An 18,617-nucleotide genomic window follows, 5' to 3' on the forward strand; every position below is an offset into this window, starting at 1 on the left:
CTATGCCTTGCATCCTTAGTCGAGCCGTCATTCGTCCGTGCCCATAGTTTTCTTGGTGTAGTTTCCGCCCGACCGTTGGTCGCGGAGCTTTTGGTTGGCGAGTCCGAGGGTCGAACCCATCTTTGCGCCGGGGATGCCCATCAGCTTGTCGGTGGCTGCGCTACCAACTGAGCCGCCCATTGCCCGCATCGCTGCGGCTGCTTGTCCGCCAGCTCCGGCTCCAGACGCCTTGGCGGCACTTGCCGCCGCCATGCCACCTTTGACCACGCCCCCGGCACCCAGAGCAGCGCCTGCTCCTGCTGCTGCAAACGAAGCGACCTGAGCACCGGCGCGGAATGTCTCCATGCCGCTGGAGGTCGAGACGCCTTGCACCATGCCCTGGATGATCGTCGGAACATGCAGGGCCACCATGAAGATAACGACCGAAATCCCGCCGATCGTTAAGGCGGTGATGATCTGTTCTTCGCCGGTGAAATTGGCTTCGTCAGCCAGCCCGATCAGGATGTCCGATCCGATCTTTGCGATCATCACGAGGCCCATCAGCTTCATGCCGACCGAAAAGGCATAGATGAGATAGCGGATGGCGAAATCCTTGGTGTAGGACGACCCGCCGAGGCCGAGCATAATCATGCCGGCGAGCAGGCCGACATACATCTCGACCAGCACAGAAACGAAGAGAGCCGCGACTAGGGAAAAGCAGATGACTACAATTGCCATTGCGATCATCGAGGCGAGGCCGAGAAGGTTGTCTTCCCAAAGCCCGAATTTGGCATTTTCGCTAAGCTTTGCCGCAACGCTAATGCCGGCGTTGAAGGTGTCGGCAGGCGATGCCTTCCCACCTTCCGCGCCGAGCTGGAAGAGCGAGTCGACAATCGCCCAGGCGAAGTCCGGCCCCGCCTGAAGCACAAAGAGGAAGAAGCCGATGAACATGATGCGTCGCACCAGCTCGCCGAACCATGTATCGAGCGAGGGCGACTGAATAGCCAGCCACACCGCCGCAATGGCGATCTCGATGCCCGCGAGGATCCAAAACAGCGATGTCGCCGCATTGATAACCGTTTGTTCCCAATTGCCGGTCGCGGAGACGATTTGATCCTCGAGACGATCGAGAATCGATCCGTCCTGTGCAATGGCAATGTCCGGCAGTACTAGCGCAGCGGCGAGAACAAGGCTGAATGGCAGGTAGCGGCACATCGCAGTCTCCTATTGTCCGGGGCGCCGGATTTCCATTTCCCGCCCGCCACTGGTCGGGTAGTTCTCCGGATCGGCGCTCAAGGCCTCCTGTGCCCGTTCGATCGCCTCCTGACGGGCAGCAGCTTCCTGTTCGGCGAGCTCGACCTGTCTTGCCAGCAGGGCTTTCATTTCCGGATCGGAAGAAGGGAGGAATACGTAGGATATGGCGCCGCCCGCGAGAGCCGAAACGAGGGCAATGACGATCACAAAGGGGAGTTTTACGGTCGCGTTCATCGCCTTATATCCATTTCCCGTCCGCCAGAGGTCAATGGAATCGTGGCGTTGAAGAAGTTTTCCCTACGGGCTTGCGCCAGATCACGATCAGCTTGTTCGGACTGGTACCAGGTGCCCATCATGGTTGTTTGCTGAGCGAGAAGGCCGCGTAGTTTTTGCATCTGCTCGACTTGCTGGCTGGCAATCGAATGACCGACCTGCAAAGCCTGCATCTGACCAACTGCCGTCTCGGATTGGCGCTGCAACTGCGCCATCGTCTGCGCTTCGGTCTGGAACTGTTCGGCGGTCAGTCCTGCCCCGGCCAGCGTGCCAGCGATCGTGTCGCGATTGGTGTCCGACCAGCTCTGATATTGGGAAGAAAAGTCCTGGCCATCACCGAGTCCGCGCATGAACTCGTCAAAGCTCGGGAAGCGCTGCTTGAGCACGTCATCGAGACCGGACATTGAGAAGGCAATACCCTCGCCTTGCGCGACAAGCTGCTGGAGACGGTTGAGGTCGTTGACCGCATCGCCCCAAATGTTCTGTGGCAGCTTCTCAAGGTTCTGCAGCATCGTCCGGTACTGGTCGATCTGGTTCTGAATCTGCGTGATCTGGTTGGCGATCTGCTGGGCGTTCTGGCCGACCTGCTCGACATTGAGACCGGTCTGCTCAAGAAGCTGGACATTGTTGAGCAACTGCGTCCATTCGGTTGCACCGCCAGCCGCGGCCCCGGCATGGGCAGGGCCTACGAGGCCGACGGCAAGTCCGACACTAAATGCAGTGCTACGAAGCAAGGCGTTGAGCCGCATCTTCGATTCCTCTCTGTTTGAGCCAATGGATGGTCCATTCGTCGCCGTAGGCCTGGCGCAGATCGTTGATCCGCTTGATGTCGTCCTTGCCGGACGCGCCCACGAAAGACAGGGTGATCGGCCCGAGGGCCATGTCGAACAGCCGCCGCCCATCGGGCGAGGCAACGTAATATTCGTGCTTTGGCGTCGCGCTTGCGACGATCTCGATTTGGCGCTCGTTGAACCCTATCCGCTCGTAGAACTCGCGCGTGCCCGTTTCACGCGCCGCCCCGTTGGGTAGGCAAATCTTGGTCGGGCAGCTTTCCTTGAGGACGTCGATGATGCCCGAGCCCGTGGCGTCGGAAATCGACTGCGTGGCGAGGATCACCGCGCAATTGGCCTTGCGCAGCACCTTGAGCCATTCGCGGATCTTTTCGCGGAAAGCCGGATGCCCGAGCATCAGCCAGGCCTCATCGAGAATGATAAGGCTGGGCTCCCCCGTCAGCCGTTTTTCGATGCGCCGGAACAGATAGAGCAGGACCGGCACAAGGTTGCGGTCGCCCATGTTCATCAGCTCCTCGATCTCGAAGGTCTGAAAGCTCGAGAGTTTCAGCGCATCCCGTTCGGCATCGAGCAGGTTCCCCATCGGCCCTTCGACGGTGTAGTGCTGCAGGGCATCCTTGATGTCGCGCTTCTGGACGCCCGAGACGAAATCGGACAGCGAGCGATGCTCGGAATTGGCCATCAACTCGATCTGGTGGCTGATGGCGTTGCGGTGATCGGGATCGACCTTGACGCCTTGCATTACGATCAGGGTTTCGATCCACTCTGCCGCCCAGGCCTTGTCGCTATCCGTTTCGAGCTCGGATAGCGGAGCGAAGGCCAGCACATCATCTGAGCCGACATCATAGTGATCGCCGCCGACCGCGAGGGTGAGCGGGTACATCGAACGGCCCTTGTCAAAGGCAAAGACCTGAGCGTCTTGGTAGCGACGGAATTGTGCCGCGATCAGCGCCAGCAAGGTCGATTTGCCCGAGCCGGTCGGCCCAAAGATCAGCGTATGGCCCACATCGTCAACATGGAGGTTGAGCCGGAACGGCGTCGATCCGGAAGCCACCTGCATGAGCGGTGGAGAGCCCTCCGAATAGAACGGGCACGGGCACTCCGCCTCCCCCGACCACACTGAATTGAGCGGCACAAGGTCAGCCAGGTTGCGCGTATGGATCAGCGGTTCGCGGATATTGGCGTACCAATTTCCCGGCAGACTCCCAAGAAATGCTTCGGTCACGTTGAGGCTTTCGATCCGGGCCGAAAACCCTTCGGCCTGGATCAGCCGGCGCACGGCCTCGCACTTCTCGCGCAGCCGCGCCTCATCGGTCTCGAAGATCACGATAACCGGCGTATAATAGCCATATGCGACGAGCTGGGAATTGGCGGCGGCAATGGCATCCTCGCTTTCCGCCACCATCAGCGCGGCATCTTGATCGATGGCGCCCGAATTGGTCTGGAAAAGCTGATCCATGAAGGGCCGGACCTTCTGAATCCACTTCTTGCGCGTGCGTTCGAGCCGTTGCCGTGCCTCGATGGGATCGAGGAACATGAAGCGGCTTGACCAGCGATAGGTCAGCGGCATCAAATCGAGGCTGTTGAGGATCCCGGGCCAGCTTTCGGCCGGGAACCCGTCGATCGCCACCACGCCGACATATCGGTTGTCGACCATCGGCGCGAGACCGTGATGGAACTCGGCCGTCGCGATGTAATCGAGATACATCGGAATGTCGGGGAGCCGGACGGGATGGTTCTCCCCGACGATGCAGAAGCGGGCGAACTGGAGGAGATCGTCATACTTGGCGATCCGTGCCCCGCCGCGTTCCTCGACCTCATGGGTGACCATGCGCCGGATCGAGACGACATTGGCCATATACTGCTCGAACTCGCGGATCGTGGCCTTGAACTTGCCAAGGATGCGGTCGGCATAGGTCTCGCGGCGGGAGTCGGCATCCGAATAGACGTATTTGACCAGCCCCGACTTGCGCTGTTCGGGTTCGCGATAGGTCAGGATGATTGCGTGCTGGCTTTCATAATGGCCGTCGGCGCGCTCGAAACGCTTGCGGCGCTCGTCATCGATCAGCCGCGAAACAGGGTCCGGGAAGTGGCATTGTGCGGGCGTCGGATATTTCGTCGTCGGCACGCGCACCGCTTCGACCTGTATCATCCAGCCCGTCCCGAGGCGGGCAAGGATGGTGTTGATCTGGCGGGAAACCTCGTTGCGCTCGAAATCGGTCGAGCTTTCACTGTCCGGTCCCGCGAAATACCAACCAGCCATCAGGCTCCCATCTTTGAGGAGCATGATGCCGTTCTCGACCAGGGCCGCGTAGGGCAACAGATCGGAGAATGACGGCCCCGCGCGCCGAAATTTCTTGAGCGCAACCATGTTTAGTATTTCCGCCAGGGGGTGGATGTCGGCCGGTAGGAGGGCCGGTACTTGATGTGACGCACGTAGATGTGCCGCATCAGCGGATCGGCCTTGGCCATCATGCGAAGGATGCCCACGAACACGATCCAGAACACCGCCCCGAGGACGGCCGAGAGCGGCGTGAGCACGACAAAGACCAGGATCACGGCCATGAGGCCTGTGAACAGGACAAGCTCACGGTCCGCCCCGAAAATCAGGGCCGGTCGTGACAGTGCGCGGTGAATCCGCACCCTGTCGAGGTTGTCGCCAACCTCAGCCATCAATCGGTCCTACAGCCTCAATGCTGGCCTCAAGGGGTACGCCGATTGAGGCGCCGCCAGCACCGAAGAGACCCACGATTTGAGTTGCACCCAGCAAAATGCCGCCGACCAGCACGACATACATGAGCCGTCGCGCGAAATCGTTGAGTTCACCGCCAAAGATCAACATGCCGCCGGCGACCGCGACCGCGGCGAGCGCTATGAAGCCGGCCACCGGGCCGGTGATCGATTGCTGGATTTGCTGCAAGGGGCCTTCCCAGGGCAGGCCCCCTCCCCCGCCGCCAGCCAGAGCGGGTTCGATCATGATGAGAGACACTGTGGCGAGGCCGAGCGCGAGCGAAGCGAGTTTACGCGACATGTAGCTTTCCCTGAGAACTGTCGGTTGCAGATTTGCCGATTGGCGTGACCTGATAGGCACCGTTGCGGAACCCATCGACTTTGATGATTTCCCGAACCACGCGGCCTTGCGGCACGCGTTCGATGGACACGATCAGATCGACCGCCTCCCCGATAACTTCGGGCATCGGGTGTGTCGCCACTTCCGCAACAAGCTGTTCGAGGCGCGTGAGCGCCGCGAAGGCCGAATTGGAGTGAACCGTCGTCACACCGCCCGGATGGCCGGTGTTCCACGCCTTGAGGAGCGTCAGGGCCGCGCCATCGCGAACCTCGCCCACGATGATGCGATCCGGGCGGATCCGCATCGTCGATTTAAGCAAACGGGCCATATCGACCGTATCGGTCGTATGAAGTGAGACGTGGTTTTCGGCCGAGCACTGGATTTCGGCAGTGTCTTCGAGGATCACTAGGCGGTGATCCGGCGTCACTTCGACCAACTCAGCCAGGATCGCATTGGTGAGTGTGGTCTTGCCGGTTCCCGTACCGCCCGAAACCACGATGTTGAGGCGATTGGCGATTGCCTCGCGAATGACCTGCACCTGATGCTCGCCCATTATGCCATCGGAAACATACTGGTCGAGCCGGATCAGCATCGAGGCGCGCTTGCGGATGGTAAAAACCGGCCCCGAGACGGCCGGGGGAAGAATTCCTTCGAACCGGTGCCCGCCGATTGGCAGTTCGCCGGAGATAATGGGCCGATCGGGGGCGACTTCGGATTTGAGGGCGTGGGCTACCTTGCCGATGACGATTTCGGCATCGGAGGGTAACATTGTGCCGGAACGCACGATCCCCTGCCCTACGCGCTCGATGAACAGATTGCCGTTTGGATTCAGCATTATCTCGACAACGGCAGGATCTTCGAGTGCAGCGCAGATCACACCTCCCAGTGCCTCCCGAAGGCTCGCCCGCAGTCGGCGCGTTGACTCGTTTTTCATGCGAGCCCCAATCAGGCGGCCCGTGCCACGATATCCGCCAGACGTGTCGCGTCTTGAGGATAGATGCTGTCGGCCAATTCCTTGCTGATCGGAACTGTGCCGGCGATCGCGCGTGTCGCGCCTACCAGTTGTGGTTGGCCAAGGCGGGCAAAGGGCACATCCATGCGACGCAACAGGCGTTCGATACGAATGTCGGTTACAGTAGCGATGGTCGCATAACCATTGACGACGGCCCAGTCGATCATTCCAGCAATAAGCAATGCGGTCGCGCGATTGAGGCCTGTAAATCCGGCTGCCGCGCAGGCCGCAGTATCGACGCAAAAACGGCTACTCTCGACCGCCGGTCCCGGAACGGCGTCGAGTTTACTGTCCACAAGAAACGAAAAATTCGAACCGATCATGGTTCGACCCGACATCGGCAGCATGCGTGAACATCCAAGCGCCCTGCCCTCATCCGAGATTACTGCGATATAGGTTGGGTTAAGCGTGTCGAACTCATCGGTTTCCAGCCCGTCCTGCACACGAACGTTCCACCCCAACCGATCCTTGAAGACCCGTGCTCTCAAAGCATGGATGTCATTTAGCGTCGACGATGCCGGCTCTGTACCCCCTCGTACTTCAATGAGTTTCACAATGTCCCCCCGTTTTCTTTGCATCACGGCTGCGTCGGTACGGGAAACCTTCGCTTTTGCGAACTTCGGGAATCCGAAGTAAACACCGGGGGAACAATCAGGAATAGGTCGTGAAGGGACCAAACCGTAGCCGCAAGGAGCCCATGGCGAAAATGAACCGGCGGACGAAAAAGAAGGTCAAACCGCTGTTTGACGAACTGCGGGACTGGCTGTCTGTCGCCAACAGCGATCATGACATCAAGACGACCCTGGAGCGCTTTGCGGCACGATACGGGTTCAGTTGGTTCACCTATCTTGCTGTGAACGATGCCAATGTTCGTGGCCTGTCTAACTATTCTTTGGATTGGCAGGAGCGATATTTGGCCGACCATCTGGTTGTCATCGACCCGATTCTCGCCGTTGCCCGATCGGCTAAGCGACCATTCGCCTGGTCTGCGGGATCGGTTGCACCCGGTTGGACACGCCGGCAAATACAGTTCATGCGCGATGCGGCGGCTGTTGGGATAAGATCCGGAGTGTCGATCCCTATCCATGACGGCTACGGCATAAGGGCTGTCGCGACCTTCTCGGGGTCGGAAACCGAAGTTGATCGCGAGATTGTTGCTGACGAATTCGACCTGCTTGCGATTGGAGCCTACCTACATGCTTTTCTGGCCCGCAGGGATGATATTGCGCTTCACGCTGCCAAATGCCCGCTGACCCACTCGCAACTCGAATGCCTGTCGTGGCTCGTCCAAGGGAAAAATAACACAGATGTCGCCTTGATCCGGGGGATTTCCACGCGTGCGGTCGAATACCAACTCCAGGCGATTCGTCACAAGCTTGGCGCTTCGACCACGGTTCAGGCGGCTGCAATTGCACTCGACCGACGCTGGGTAAGCCTGTGATCTATGCTCTGGGCACGTACCCAAGCGTTATAACGGCCATGTTCAATGCTTTACGCTCGGCCGTGCAGGCCGACTGGGCCTGACGATAGCGATTGTACGCCTCTGTTTGCTCGATGTTGGTCGCGGTACCAGCAGCACGCTTTAGCGCCCGGAATGCGCGGTCGGCGGCATTGGTAGCCTGTCGATATCTGCGCAGCGCGGCCTTAGCGTCCAGCTCAAGGGCGGTTCGACATTTTCGTCCACCAACTTCGTAGGAATCCAATCTCGTCTCGTTGTTCACGACCATCCCGTCTATCGGCTTTGAGTGGTTCGCCCCCACTCGCTCTCCTGGTGATCGGGGAGATAGTAAACCGCACAAACACGGTCCCTGTGGCCTTTAGCTCGGAGAACCTGTTGTATACGCCACAGGCTCCCCGACCATGGGTCCGGGAGTTGGATGCTCTCGCGCATCCGGCTAGTTTGTGCGGGGTTACTACGCCCCAGGACAGTGCGTGCTGCCCCAGCGATCTGATACCATCAACATCGAGCATTCGCTAGGTGCGACAGGTGGGATCGATTCGGCTTTGGTGAACCGAAAAGGCGACAGGAGAAGATGCTGTGATAGCTTCAATCCTTCGGGTTGCCGAAGCAGTGACCGTGCTTAGCTGGGGTCTGACTATTGGGAGAGAATGTCTGTAAGTTCTTGGGACAACATAAAATTGGGCGCGTGTCTGTACGCGAAAACGCTGAGCACACTCTAGGCCTTTAACTCGCCGTTAACCTTAAATCACTTGCCAGAGAATGGGAATCGCTCATACTGGCGCCAGATTAGCCTATTGGTCCAATATGGCGCTATTTTCTTATTCGGGGGACAAAGCGGAGATGGCATTTCTCCCAAGTTTTGAGTTTGACGACAAGATCCTCGCCCAAGGGGCCGAGATCTCGCGCAAGCTCGACCAACTGAGGGTCGAGAAGTTTCCGACCGAAGGGCAGAAGACGCTTCGGCGGTTCTCGATGGCCGAGGTCGCCCATTATCTTGGGATCAGTCCAAACAATCTGAAACGCCTCCATCTCGAAAAGAAAGGCCCCGAGCCGTTCGTCGTTGCCGGCGGACGGCGCTTTTACTCCGCCGAGCAAATGACTGAGCTGCGTGACTATCTCGATAAGCACGGGCGGTCAGATTCCAAGAAATATGTACCCTACCGCAAACCCGGGGAAAAGCTCCAGGTCATTGCGGTCGTCAATTTCAAGGGCGGGTCGGGAAAGACTACCACCACGGCACATTTGGCGCAGCACCTCGCGCTTACGGGTCACAGGGTCCTAACAGTGGATCTCGATCCGCAGGCTTCACTATCGGCCCTTCACGGCTTCCAGCCCGAACTTGACAAGAACCCTTCGCTCTACAATTCGATACGGTATGAAGATGCCGCGCCCGTCGAAGACGTTATTCGCAAAACGAATTTTCCGTTGCTCGACATCATCCCTGCGAACCTTGAACTGCAGGAATATGAGTACGAGACGCCGCTTGCGATGCAGTCTCCGTCCCAAGAAGGAAAGCGGTTCTTCACGAGGATCGCCAAGGCGTTGGATTCGGTCAGTGACCGCTATGACGTCGTGGTCATCGATTGCCCTCCGCAGCTTGGATACCTGACGCTCTCGGCTCTCTCGGCCTCCACTTCGGTTCTGATTACAGTCCATCCGCAGATGCTGGACCTGATGTCCATGAGTCAGTTTCTGCTGATGCTGGGCAACATCATGCAGTCGATCAAGAAGGCTGGCGCGCAGGTCCAGCTCGATTGGCTGCGCTATCTCATCACGCGATACGAACCCACGGACATTCCCCAGGCACAGATGGTTGGCTTCATGCAGTCGATGCTTGCCGAGGAAATCCTGAAGAACCCTATGCTCAAATCCACGGCGATTTCTGACGCCGGCCTCACCAAGCAGACGCTCTATGAGGTCGAGCGGTCGAACTTCAATCGGGATACTTATGATCGGGCGATCGACAGCATGGATGCTGTGAATTTCGAGATTCAGGGACTGATTCACCAAGCATGGGGGCGGTTGTGATGTTGACTGCCGTCAAAACCGCCAAAAAAGTACGCGGTTTCAAGAGCATAAGTCGGATAAGGGAGTGCTAGTCAAATGGCGCGGAAAAATCCCTTTGCGAACATTATGGACAGCGGTGACGCTCCCGGCGAGCGCCCGGTCGCGCGAGACTACACCTTCAAAGGTGCATCACGCTCGCTCATAAGCTCGATAGACGAAATGGCGGCTCAGGCAGGCAAGCTGCTCGAGGGCGAGACGATAATCGAGGTTGACCCAGACCTGGTGGACCAATCCTTCGCCAACGATCGGCTCAACGTGGGTCAGGAAGACTACGAGGCCGACTACGCCCAGGTGCTGGAGTCGATCCGGAATTCCGGTCAGAACTCCCCGGCCCTCCTTCGTCCCCATCCCGAGCGCTCCGGCCGCTACATGCTGGTCTTCGGACGCCTGCGCTGGCGCGCCGCGAAGGAGCTTGGTCTCAAGCTCCGCGCTGTCATCAAGGATATCACCGAGCGCGACCATGTGATCGTCCAGGGACAGGAGAACAACGCTCGAGCGAACACGTCCTTCATCGAGAAAGCGCTGTTTGCTGCCGACATCGTTCAACGAAAATTCGACGAGGACAACGCAACCGCCCTCGCCGCGATCGGTGTTGATCGGCCGACACTTTCGAAAATGCTCTCTGTCGCGTCGATACCCCGGGACGTGCTCGAAGCGATCGGCCGCGCCAAGGCCGTCGGTCGTGATCGCTGGTACGAGCTCAAACTCCTCCTCGACAAGCCCGGCAATGTAGATACAGCCTTGGCTCTGACGTCGAATTCCGATTTTCATGGGATGCCAAGCGAAGCGCGTTTCGATGCGATCGTCGCGAAGCTGAAAGCGTCAAAGCCACGGCGCCGTGCCGCGTCGGCACCATCCAAACGCACCTGGGCGCCGTCTGATGGGCGTGTTGCCGCGGAGATGGTGGCCAGTGGCAGGAAATTCACCATCGCCCTCAAGGCGAAGGGGGCCGACGCAACTGCGTTCGGTGACTACCTCTCGGAAAACCTCAGCGAATTGTATGAGGCTTTCCGTCAGGAAAAACGAGCAACCACAAACGGAGATTGAGCGCAAAAGAAAAAGGCCCCCGAAACGGCATTTCGGAAGACCTTCTCTTTTAGTTTGGCGACTGAGAGAATCTCACTTCCGCGAATCATAGTCAAGACCGTTCAGGTCGGTTTGAGCGTCGATTCGGCGAGCAGGTTTCTTTTGCCTAGCGATAGGTGAAGAAAAATGCAGACGCATACTCCAACGACGCCCTTTGGGCGGCGAGCGATGTCGCTTGGCATGATGGCAAGCCAGGCCGTTGCGAAGGCAGTCCCGGAAGGGGCGCAGGTCCAGAAATGGAAGGTATTCTATACGATCCGGGAGGCGCGCGACCTCATCGGGGCAACAGACCGCTCGCTGGCCATACTCAACGCTTTGCTTTCGTTCCATCCGGAAATGGAGCTCTCGGGCGACGGTGAGCTGATTGTCTGGCCGTCGAACGAACAGCTCATGGCTCGTGCCAACGGGATGCCGGCGACGACGCTGCGCCGCCATCTGGCCGTCCTGGTTGGCTGCGGGTTGATTATCCGCCGGGATAGTCCAAACGGAAAGCGCTTCGCCCGCAAGGGAAGGGGAGGGCAGGTGGAACAGGCCTACGGGTTCGATCTCTCTCCGATCGTCGCCCGAGCGGAGGAGTTCGAGGAACTGGCAGACGCTGTCCGGGCCGAAAAGAACGCCTTTCGGCTTGCCAAGGAACGTCTCACGCTCCTGCGTCGTGACGTCGTCAAGCTCATCGAGACGGGCATTGAGGAGAACGTTCCGGGCAATTGGGGCAGGGTGCAGCAGTCCTACCAGGTTATTGTCGGACGCTTGCCGCGCTCTGCCCCGCGGCAACTCATCGAGGACATCTGTTGCGATCTCCACGGCCTCTACACGGAAATCCTCGAGGTATTGGAATCGTTCGCAAAAACACAGAATCTGGACGCCAATGAGTCCCATTCTGGTCGTCACATACAGAATTCAAACCCAGACTCAATATTTGAATCTGAAGATGGCTCTCGAAAAAAGAATGAAGCGGGCGGCAGCGTCGCGGAAACCGACAACGTACGGAGCTTGCCGAAGCGGGAGTTGCCTTTGGGCATTGTGCTGGACGCCTGCCCGAACATGCGAGAACTGGCGCAAGGTGGCGAAATACGACACTGGCGCGACTTGCTGGCCACCGCGGAATTGGCGCGGCCGATGCTGGCGATCAGTCCCAGCGCGTGGCGAGACGCCTGCGAGGTCATGGGCGAACAGCATGCTGCCATCACAATTGCTGCGATCTATCAGCGATCAGACCAGATTAACAGCGCAGGCGGCTATCTACGCAGCCTGACCGAGAAGGCAAGGGACGGTAAATTCTCGACCTGGCCGATGATCATGGCGCTGCTCAACGCAGGCCTCAAGGCGCAGAAAACGCCTGAAACCAGCGCCGGGCCATCGAAGGAGCCAGATGACGATCGTCCAGGACTTCAGGTTTCGGATTCGCTGCTGAAATCCCTGCAGAAGCCGAGACGATGATGTGCGGCTCACCCACCGGCCGGATCAGCGGCACTTTCCGGGGCCTCGGCAATCAGTCCCGACCGACGGGCGCGGTCGATGAGGTTCTTGACCGAGGAGGGCGACCATTTCGTGCCGCCGCGCGGCGTGCGCTCATGAAGGCGTTCGAGTTGGACAGCCATCTCGCGAAGCGTGAGATCCGGGTTCGAGGAATGAATACCGGCAACAAGCGTCATCAGCCGGTCCTCGGGAAGCCGCGGCGGAGATTTTCGCAGCAGAGCAGGGCCAGCCAGGCGCTCGGCAACCAGCCATTTCACGGCGCGTCGAAGCCGCTCCGGCGTCCAGTCGAGACCCCGCTGTTTCAGGACCCGGGCGATATCGTCCCATGTGTGATCTGGGCGCATACGCCGAACCGTCGGAAGCCACTGGTTGGCGTTCGCCTGGATACGAGCTCCATAGGCGGCTTTCTGCGCCGCCGTCATCCTGGCCAGCACGTCGGGCCGGCGTTCACGGATGCCGGGATTGCCCGGAAGCCGTCCTTTTGCCTTTGCCGCACGGATACCGGCCTTGGTGCGTTCCGAGATCAGCGCGCGTTCGAGCTGGGCGACGGCACCGAGGACCTGCAGCGAAAACATGCCTTGCGGCGTCGAGGTGTCGATTGGGTCGGTGAGGGAGCGGAAATGCGCTCCTTTTGTCGTCAGGTCCTCGATCACCTCGAGCAGATGGCTGACAGAACGCGCCAGGCGGTCCAGCCGCACGACGACGAGCGTTTCGCCGGCGCCGATCTCGCGTACCAGTTTGGCGAGGGCAGGGCGGGCACGTGATGCACCCGAACCGTGCTCCTGGACGATGGTATCGCAGCCGGCCGAGCGCAGCTCCATCTCCTGGGCTTCGGTCGCCTGGTCGTCTGTGGAGACGCGCGCGTAGCCGATCAGGCGGCCCTGTGGTCGACGGGAAGAGCGTTTCTGCGCGTCAGCGTACATTTGCAGCGCCTGAGAGACTGTTGAGGGGCGGATTTCCAAACCCAGAGGATAAGGATAAACGATCGGATGTGCACGCCTCTGGAGGCAAGCATCACGCCAAGAACTCGAAAAGGGTTGCAACTCACTCAAGAGCGTCATATCTTCTGCACAGGAATTGTGTGAATCGATATGGCAAGGTGACCAAGATGACCACGGCCGCAAAAGTTTCAGTGCGTGACGAATCGTTGGTGCTGTCATACATGGATCGGACTGGAAGGATCGCGATCAATCAGCTCGCAGACGGGTTTGGGATGTCCAAGACCCAGCTTGCCGAGACGGCAGGGTTGGCTCGAGAGACGCTTTATCGTGCGCAACGCAGCCGTGCTCCCAAGACACAGGGGCGCCTTCGTGAAATGCTGGAGATCATCAGCCGCGTGACGGAGTGGGCCGGCGGCAAGGAACAGGCTATGGCCTGGTATCGTGCCCAGCCCTTGCCGGCATTCGGCGGCCGGACTGCCGAGGCCCTCGTCAAGGAAGGCAAGGCTGCGGCAGTTCGGGATTATCTCGATCACATGGCTCTTGGCGGATTTGCGTGAGGTTCGTAGGGACCTGCTACCGAGCGCATGATCCGCGTTGGGCCTTCAAGCCGATGTCGGGGGATGGCGCAGCGATTAGAGGTGCGCGCTTCAACCCGAAGGGTGTGCCGGCCCTCTATCTCGGCTTGAGCATCATGACGGCCGTCAAGGAAGCCAATCAGGGCTTTGCGCATCGAATAGATCCGTGCGTGCTTTGCTCCTACGAAATCGACTGTGAGGATGTCGCCGACCTGACGACGGAGAAAGGTAGGGGCAAGCATTCGGTAGATCTTGACGAGATGGCCTGTGCATGGGCGACAGCCCTTGCCAACGGTGACCGTCCGGCGTCGTGGTCCGTATATGATCGGCTACAAACCCGAGGTGTTGCCGGCATTCTCGTGCCGAGCTTTGCGCCAGGTACTGCAGCGGATGATTTAAATCTGGTGCTTTGGGATTGGGGTCCGGACCTGCCGCACAAGGTGAGGGTCTATGATCCGAGCGGCCGGCTACCGAAAGATCAGTTGTCCTGGCGCTGAGGTGTGGTGAAGTCCCGGGGGAGGGGACCTTTTGCCAACCTACAATCCGCTGGCCTTGGTGAGGTTGACCCGGAAGCGATCGCGGCGGCGCTGATATTTTCGTGTCATCTCGGTCGAGGCGTGGCCAAGCTGCTTCTGCACATAGCGTTCGTCGACTTCGGCCGAGGAGGCGAGACCGGCGCGCAGCGAATGCCCGCCAAACAATTTTGACCGCTCTCCCTCCGAAAGATCGCCGCGCACGCCGGCGGCCAGCGCGGCACGCTTGACCAGACGCGACACCTCCTGGTCGTTGAGCCGCTCGGCGCCGACCTTTTTGCCCTGGCCGGTCACTCTGCGGAACAGCGGCCCGTACGCTAGGCGGGCGAACTTCATCCAGGTCTGTAACGCCACGACCGGACAGGTGACGTCGGACGAACCGCGCCCAACCTCCACCTCGCGCCAGCCGGTTTTTCCTCGAAGGGTCACCAACAGGCCCTTGTCGGGGAAAATCTCGATCCAGCCCGAAGAATCCTCGGTCTGGTCGCGGCCGACATCGAGGCCGACAATCTCGGAGCGGCGCAACCCGCCGGCAAAGCCCAACAGCAGCATGGCGCGGTCACGCAGGCCGCGCAGGGTGCCGCGGTCCAAGGTTTCCAGCATGGCGATCAGGTCTTCCGGCAGGATCGCTTCCTTCTGGCGCGGCGGGGCGGCGTGCCTGTTGCGGATGCCGGCCATGACGGTGGCGATATGACGGTCCTTGCGGTCGAGCGGTTGCCCACGCTGGGCAAAATTCCAGGAGAGCGAGGAAAGCCGGCGCTCGATCGTCGACACAGAGTTCGGCTTTTTGTCCCCCGTCGCCGTGCCGGAGGCGCAGGCGGTGATATAGAGCCCGACCACCTGCGGATCCGGCGGCAGCATGTCGAGGCCCTGGCGGCGGCACCAGCTGGCGAAATGGCGCCAGTCGGCGGCATAGGCGCGGCGGGTGTTTTTGGAACTTGCCGCCTCGATATAGTCCCGCGCCCGGCCGGCAAGACCATCCAGATGGCCAGGAAGCTGCTTGGCGCCTTCTGTCGGAACGGGCAGGGGAGGGGGTGAGGAGTGGTCGGCCTCGCCGGCGGAAAGCGAACGGTTTTGCTTTCCGAACGACGAACGGTGAGCGTCCGGTGCGCCCTCGGGCGCATCGGAAGGTCCGGTGGACCTTTCGAAGGACTGCGAACGCCCGAAGGGCTGGGAGCCATGGCGGAGGGCTTCGTCCGGCTTCTCGTTCTGGTGGCCCATCTCCATGACCACGTCGATGATATCCGGCATGTCGTCGGCGATTATCGACGTGGCGCGCTCGGCCGAGGCCGCCGACGGCTCTTCGTCGACAGCAGGCGCCGTGTCCTGCGATCGCGCTGAGCGTCCCTGAGCCCGCTTTTTGGGGTTTTGGTCGACGAGAGAGGCCATTTTTGAGTGATCCCATATAATGACCGATAATGCAAGATTATCGGTCGTAATAACTTCCCGACAGGTGGGGCGCATATTGGCAATTTCGGTAGCGGTAAGCGCCGTTGCGTGTTAGCCTGCCGGCATGAATTCGCGCGCTGATTTGCTGGTTGTCGATGCGCTGCTGGTGCCGAAAGTACCAGTATGGGCGCGACCGCGTAGTCTGGTACTGCACGATGCCGACGCGGCTTATCTGGCGGGGACGGCCTTAAATTCCTTGGATAATCTGGTGCGTCAAAACTTTTCCTGGGCCGGTGCCTGGCGCCAGCGGCTGGCCCTGCAGAACGCTGCCGCGGCGGTGCATTTGACCGGCCGGCGCGAGGACGAATCTGCGCTGCGCGACACTCATTTTCTGCGGAGCGCCGGCGACGATCCCGGGCCCTCCGGTCACCTACTGATGGCATGGCGCCGATTGGCCGGCCGCACGCCTGGGTGTGACGAGGAGTTTGTGCGCCCGGTCGCAGAACAGCATTTCGCTCTGCACTGGGATGACGCCCTCACTGAGATGGTCGCCAATGCCGCGGAGATGATGTTGTCGTCGCGCCCGGCGCCGGTGCTGGCGGCCGAGATCGCCGCCGCTGTCTATCGGGCCCGGCCCGATGCCGAGTTATTGGGGTTCTGGCTCGCCGACGCACTGCTCGCCCAAAAACTTCGTTGGCCCGTTCCGGTGCCGCTGCTGATGGGACAGGTGGCCTCGGCGGTCTTCAAGTCCGGGGAAAATCGCAAGCGCATTCGGCCGGGAGGCGAAGGCTGGGGCAGCGCGGTTTTTCTGGCCTACGCCACGGCGGCGACAGAAGCCTGTGATCTCGGCGCCGATGTTTTGGCGCCGCGCGCGGCCAAATTGACGGCGATTGCACCCAAGCTGCGCGCCAAGGGTTCAGCCGACGTTGTGAAACTCCTGCTCTCGGACGACGCGGTGCCAGGGTCCTGGTCGAGCCCAAGACTGTCGGCGCGGGGGGCCAGGCGGTTGTTCGATCGGCTAGGCGCGTTGGGTGTCGTACGCGAACTCAGCGGCCGGCCGACGTTTCGGCTCTACGGGTTGTGAGGGCAAAACAGATGGCCAGGCGCAAACGGACAGATGCTGAACCGCCGGTCTTCGATGCCGAGTTGACCGACATGCCTGCTGACCTGCGCTGGCGTGAGTGGATGAACCGGATCGAAGCCGTGCTGTTCGCAGCGCCAAAGCCAGTGGAGCGGGAGGCTCTGGCGCGGGTGATCGGTCGCGACGCCAGCATCGACTTGCTGATCGACGACATTCGCGAAGGGCTGCGAAGCAAGCCCTACGACGTGGTCAGTATCGCTGGGGGCTGGGCGTTCCGCACCCGAACTGCCTATGCCGATGCGATTGCCACTTCTGCTGCGGTGCCGGACCGTGGGTTCTATCTGACCCAGAACGAGGCCATGGTGCTGGTATCCATTGCTTATCACCAGCCGGCCACGCGGGCAGAGGTGTCGGAAATCCTGGGGCGTGAGGTGTCGCGGGATATGATTGGGGCGCTGCGCGACAAAAATATGATCACCGCGGGGCCGCGCAGTCCGACGGCGGGGGCGCCGTTCACCTATGTGACCACCAAGGGATTTTTGGAGCATTTTGGCCTCGATATTTTACGCGACTTGCCCGATCTTGAAGCGCTGCAGGACGCGGGACTGCTGGGCGGGGTAGGAGGCGCGGAGGACCCTGCGGAACCTCATAGCCTGCCGTCATATGACGCGGGGACCGACATGTCGTGACGATGTGTCGAGAAAACCAGAAGTCTTTGACATGCTCTGGACCGATATGCGCTCCAGCTTTGCAGACTTTGAGCACGACATTGCACTAGGGTCCAAACCCAATCAGCTTATTGAATAGATGCTGCAAATCAGATTCTTTGGCTTTGGATTGAGCTGGAGGCGTTGATGAGCAGACTGTTTTGGTTGAGCGATGAAGCATGGGCGGCCATTGAGCCGCACCTCCCTCAGAACCAACCTGGGGCGCGCCGGGTTAATGACCGGCGGGTGATTTCGGGAATTATACATATGCTCAAGTGCGGCGGGCGCTGGGTTGATTGCCCTGTCGAGTATGGCCCTGCGACAACCGTTTATAATCGCTGGAACCGCTGGAGCCGTCGCGGCATCTGGGCACGCATCCTGGCCGCGTTAACCGAACAGGGCTGGATAGCCGAAACAGCCCAGATCGACAGCAGCTATATCAAGGCCCATCGCTGTGCAGGCGGGGGAAAAGGGGGGCGAAAGCCAATGCCATTGGCATCTCGCGTGGTGGCCGGACCACCAAGGTCCACGCGCTCGTCGATGTTCTGGGAAGGCCGCTCCGCCTCATCCTGACGCCCGGCAACGCCTCGGACATGACGGGTGCCGATCTGCTCATCACTCATACGATGGGCATGAAGCGGCTCATCGCTGACCGGGGATATGATGCCAATCGACTTCGGACCACTCTGCGCAGCCAGAACACTATCCCCGTGATCCCTGGCCGCAAGAACCGCAAGCGCATAATCCGTTACGATGAGAAGCGCTACAAGGACCGCTGGCGTGTCGAAGCCACGTTCTGCCGCCTCAAGGATTTCCGCCGTGTCGCAACACGATACGACAAACTCGCCCGGAATTACCTTTCCGCTGTCATGCTCGCGGCCGCAGTCGCATATTGGCTATGATTGAGTCTCGACCCTA

At 60.1% G+C, this 18,617-nt stretch carries 20 protein-coding genes; 9 read left to right on the plus strand and 11 right to left on the minus strand.

Going from position 1 to position 18,617, the window contains the following annotated elements; translation table 11 throughout:
- Nucleotides 1-27 precede the first annotated feature (27 nt).
- The 8 genes from trbL to EO133_RS05285 are packed head-to-tail and all read right to left on the minus strand — an operon-like array spanning nucleotide 28 to nucleotide 6,933.
- Nucleotides 28-1,194 (minus strand): P-type conjugative transfer protein TrbL, encoded by a 1,167-nt coding sequence (gene trbL / locus EO133_RS05250; RefSeq protein ID WP_127071619.1) that lies wholly within the window; start codon nucleotides 1,192-1,194, stop codon nucleotides 28-30.
- A gap of 9 nt (nucleotides 1,195-1,203) precedes the next feature.
- Nucleotides 1,204-1,467, minus strand: a complete 264-nt coding sequence (locus EO133_RS05255) for a flagellar basal body-associated FliL family protein (RefSeq protein ID WP_127071620.1) — start codon at nucleotides 1,465-1,467, stop codon at nucleotides 1,204-1,206.
- Entirely contained in the window at nucleotides 1,464-2,255 is a 792-nt protein-coding gene (gene trbJ, locus EO133_RS05260; RefSeq protein WP_127071621.1) for a P-type conjugative transfer protein TrbJ, read from the minus strand. The genes EO133_RS05255 and trbJ overlap by 4 nt, the downstream gene beginning before the upstream one ends.
- Nucleotides 2,230-4,668: a conjugal transfer protein TrbE gene (locus EO133_RS05265; RefSeq protein WP_127071622.1), complete on the minus strand. Its 2,439-nt coding sequence runs from the start codon at nucleotides 4,666-4,668 to the stop codon at nucleotides 2,230-2,232. Before EO133_RS05265 ends, trbJ begins: the two co-directional genes overlap by 26 nt.
- 2 nt (nucleotides 4,669-4,670) lie before the next feature.
- Entirely contained in the window at nucleotides 4,671-4,970 is a 300-nt protein-coding gene (locus EO133_RS05270) for a conjugal transfer protein TrbD (RefSeq protein WP_127071623.1), read from the minus strand.
- Complete coding sequence (locus EO133_RS05275) at nucleotides 4,963-5,328, minus strand: TrbC/VirB2 family protein (protein ID WP_127071624.1); 366 nt, start codon at nucleotides 5,326-5,328, stop codon at nucleotides 4,963-4,965. Before EO133_RS05275 ends, EO133_RS05270 begins: the two co-directional genes overlap by 8 nt.
- The gene (gene trbB, locus EO133_RS05280) at nucleotides 5,318-6,301 is read right to left on the minus strand and encodes a P-type conjugative transfer ATPase TrbB (RefSeq protein ID WP_127071625.1); all 984 of its coding nucleotides are present in this window, start codon (nucleotides 6,299-6,301) and stop codon (nucleotides 5,318-5,320) included. Before trbB ends, EO133_RS05275 begins: the two co-directional genes overlap by 11 nt.
- A gap of 11 nt (nucleotides 6,302-6,312) precedes the next feature.
- Nucleotides 6,313-6,933, minus strand: a complete 621-nt coding sequence (locus EO133_RS05285) for an acyl-homoserine-lactone synthase (protein WP_164734898.1) — start codon at nucleotides 6,931-6,933, stop codon at nucleotides 6,313-6,315.
- Nucleotides 6,934-7,085: 152 nt separating this feature from the next.
- Between EO133_RS05285 and EO133_RS05290 the strand changes: the two genes are divergently transcribed.
- On the plus strand, nucleotides 7,086-7,820 hold the full coding sequence (locus EO133_RS05290) for a LuxR family transcriptional regulator (protein WP_164734899.1): 735 nt from the start codon (nucleotides 7,086-7,088) through the stop codon (nucleotides 7,818-7,820).
- Between the two features lies 1 nt (nucleotide 7,821).
- Here the strand turns inward: EO133_RS05290 and EO133_RS05295 are convergent, their stop codons facing one another.
- Nucleotides 7,822-8,082, minus strand: coding sequence for a transcriptional repressor TraM (locus tag EO133_RS05295; RefSeq protein WP_164734900.1), 261 nt, complete (start codon nucleotides 8,080-8,082; stop codon nucleotides 7,822-7,824).
- Between the two features lie 599 nt (nucleotides 8,083-8,681).
- Between EO133_RS05295 and repA the strand changes: the two genes are divergently transcribed.
- From repA to repC, 3 genes are all read left to right on the plus strand, one after another.
- Nucleotides 8,682-9,869, plus strand: coding sequence for a plasmid partitioning protein RepA (repA, locus tag EO133_RS05305; RefSeq protein WP_127071629.1), 1,188 nt, complete (start codon nucleotides 8,682-8,684; stop codon nucleotides 9,867-9,869).
- A 75-nt stretch (nucleotides 9,870-9,944) separates the two neighbouring features.
- Nucleotides 9,945-10,955: a plasmid partitioning protein RepB gene (repB, locus tag EO133_RS05310; protein ID WP_127071630.1), complete on the plus strand. Its 1,011-nt coding sequence runs from the start codon at nucleotides 9,945-9,947 to the stop codon at nucleotides 10,953-10,955.
- Between the two features lie 165 nt (nucleotides 10,956-11,120).
- Entirely contained in the window at nucleotides 11,121-12,434 is a 1,314-nt protein-coding gene (repC, locus tag EO133_RS05315) for a plasmid replication protein RepC (RefSeq protein WP_127071631.1), read from the plus strand.
- Between the two features lie 8 nt (nucleotides 12,435-12,442).
- On the opposite strand, the gene EO133_RS05320 is transcribed toward repC, so the two are convergent.
- Complete coding sequence (locus tag EO133_RS05320) at nucleotides 12,443-13,396, minus strand: recombinase family protein (RefSeq protein ID WP_127071639.1); 954 nt, start codon at nucleotides 13,394-13,396, stop codon at nucleotides 12,443-12,445.
- A 185-nt stretch (nucleotides 13,397-13,581) separates the two neighbouring features.
- Here EO133_RS05320 and EO133_RS05325 point away from each other — a divergent pair, with 185 nt between their 5' ends.
- Entirely contained in the window at nucleotides 13,582-13,971 is a 390-nt protein-coding gene (locus tag EO133_RS05325; RefSeq protein WP_127071632.1) for an MbcA/ParS/Xre antitoxin family protein, read from the plus strand.
- On the plus strand, nucleotides 13,968-14,486 hold the full coding sequence (locus EO133_RS05330) for an RES family NAD+ phosphorylase (protein WP_127071633.1): 519 nt from the start codon (nucleotides 13,968-13,970) through the stop codon (nucleotides 14,484-14,486). The genes EO133_RS05325 and EO133_RS05330 overlap by 4 nt, the downstream gene beginning before the upstream one ends.
- 39 nt (nucleotides 14,487-14,525) lie before the next feature.
- On the opposite strand, the gene EO133_RS05335 is transcribed toward EO133_RS05330, so the two are convergent.
- Nucleotides 14,526-15,911 (minus strand): site-specific integrase, encoded by a 1,386-nt coding sequence (locus EO133_RS05335; protein ID WP_127071634.1) that lies wholly within the window; start codon nucleotides 15,909-15,911, stop codon nucleotides 14,526-14,528.
- 124 nt (nucleotides 15,912-16,035) lie between these two features.
- Between EO133_RS05335 and EO133_RS05340 the strand changes: the two genes are divergently transcribed.
- From EO133_RS05340 to EO133_RS05350, 3 genes are all read left to right on the plus strand, one after another.
- A complete protein-coding gene (locus EO133_RS05340; protein ID WP_127071635.1) occupies nucleotides 16,036-16,995 on the plus strand; it encodes a DUF1403 family protein in 960 nt (319 codons plus the stop codon).
- A gap of 11 nt (nucleotides 16,996-17,006) precedes the next feature.
- Entirely contained in the window at nucleotides 17,007-17,681 is a 675-nt protein-coding gene (scpB, locus tag EO133_RS05345; RefSeq protein ID WP_127071636.1) for an SMC-Scp complex subunit ScpB, read from the plus strand.
- Nucleotides 17,682-17,846: 165 nt separating this feature from the next.
- Nucleotides 17,847-18,601, plus strand: a protein-coding gene (locus tag EO133_RS05350) for an IS5 family transposase (RefSeq protein WP_127070809.1) whose coding sequence is annotated in 2 segments (ribosomal slippage) — nucleotides 17,847-18,177 and nucleotides 18,177-18,601 — 756 coding nt in all. Because the reading frame shifts where the segments join, the coding sequence is not laid out codon by codon here.
- Nucleotides 18,602-18,617: the final 16 nt, after the last annotated feature.

The sequence above is a fragment of the Pelagibacterium lentulum genome (assembly GCF_003992625.1).
Lineage (GTDB): Bacteria > Pseudomonadota > Alphaproteobacteria > Rhizobiales > Devosiaceae > Pelagibacterium > Pelagibacterium lentulum.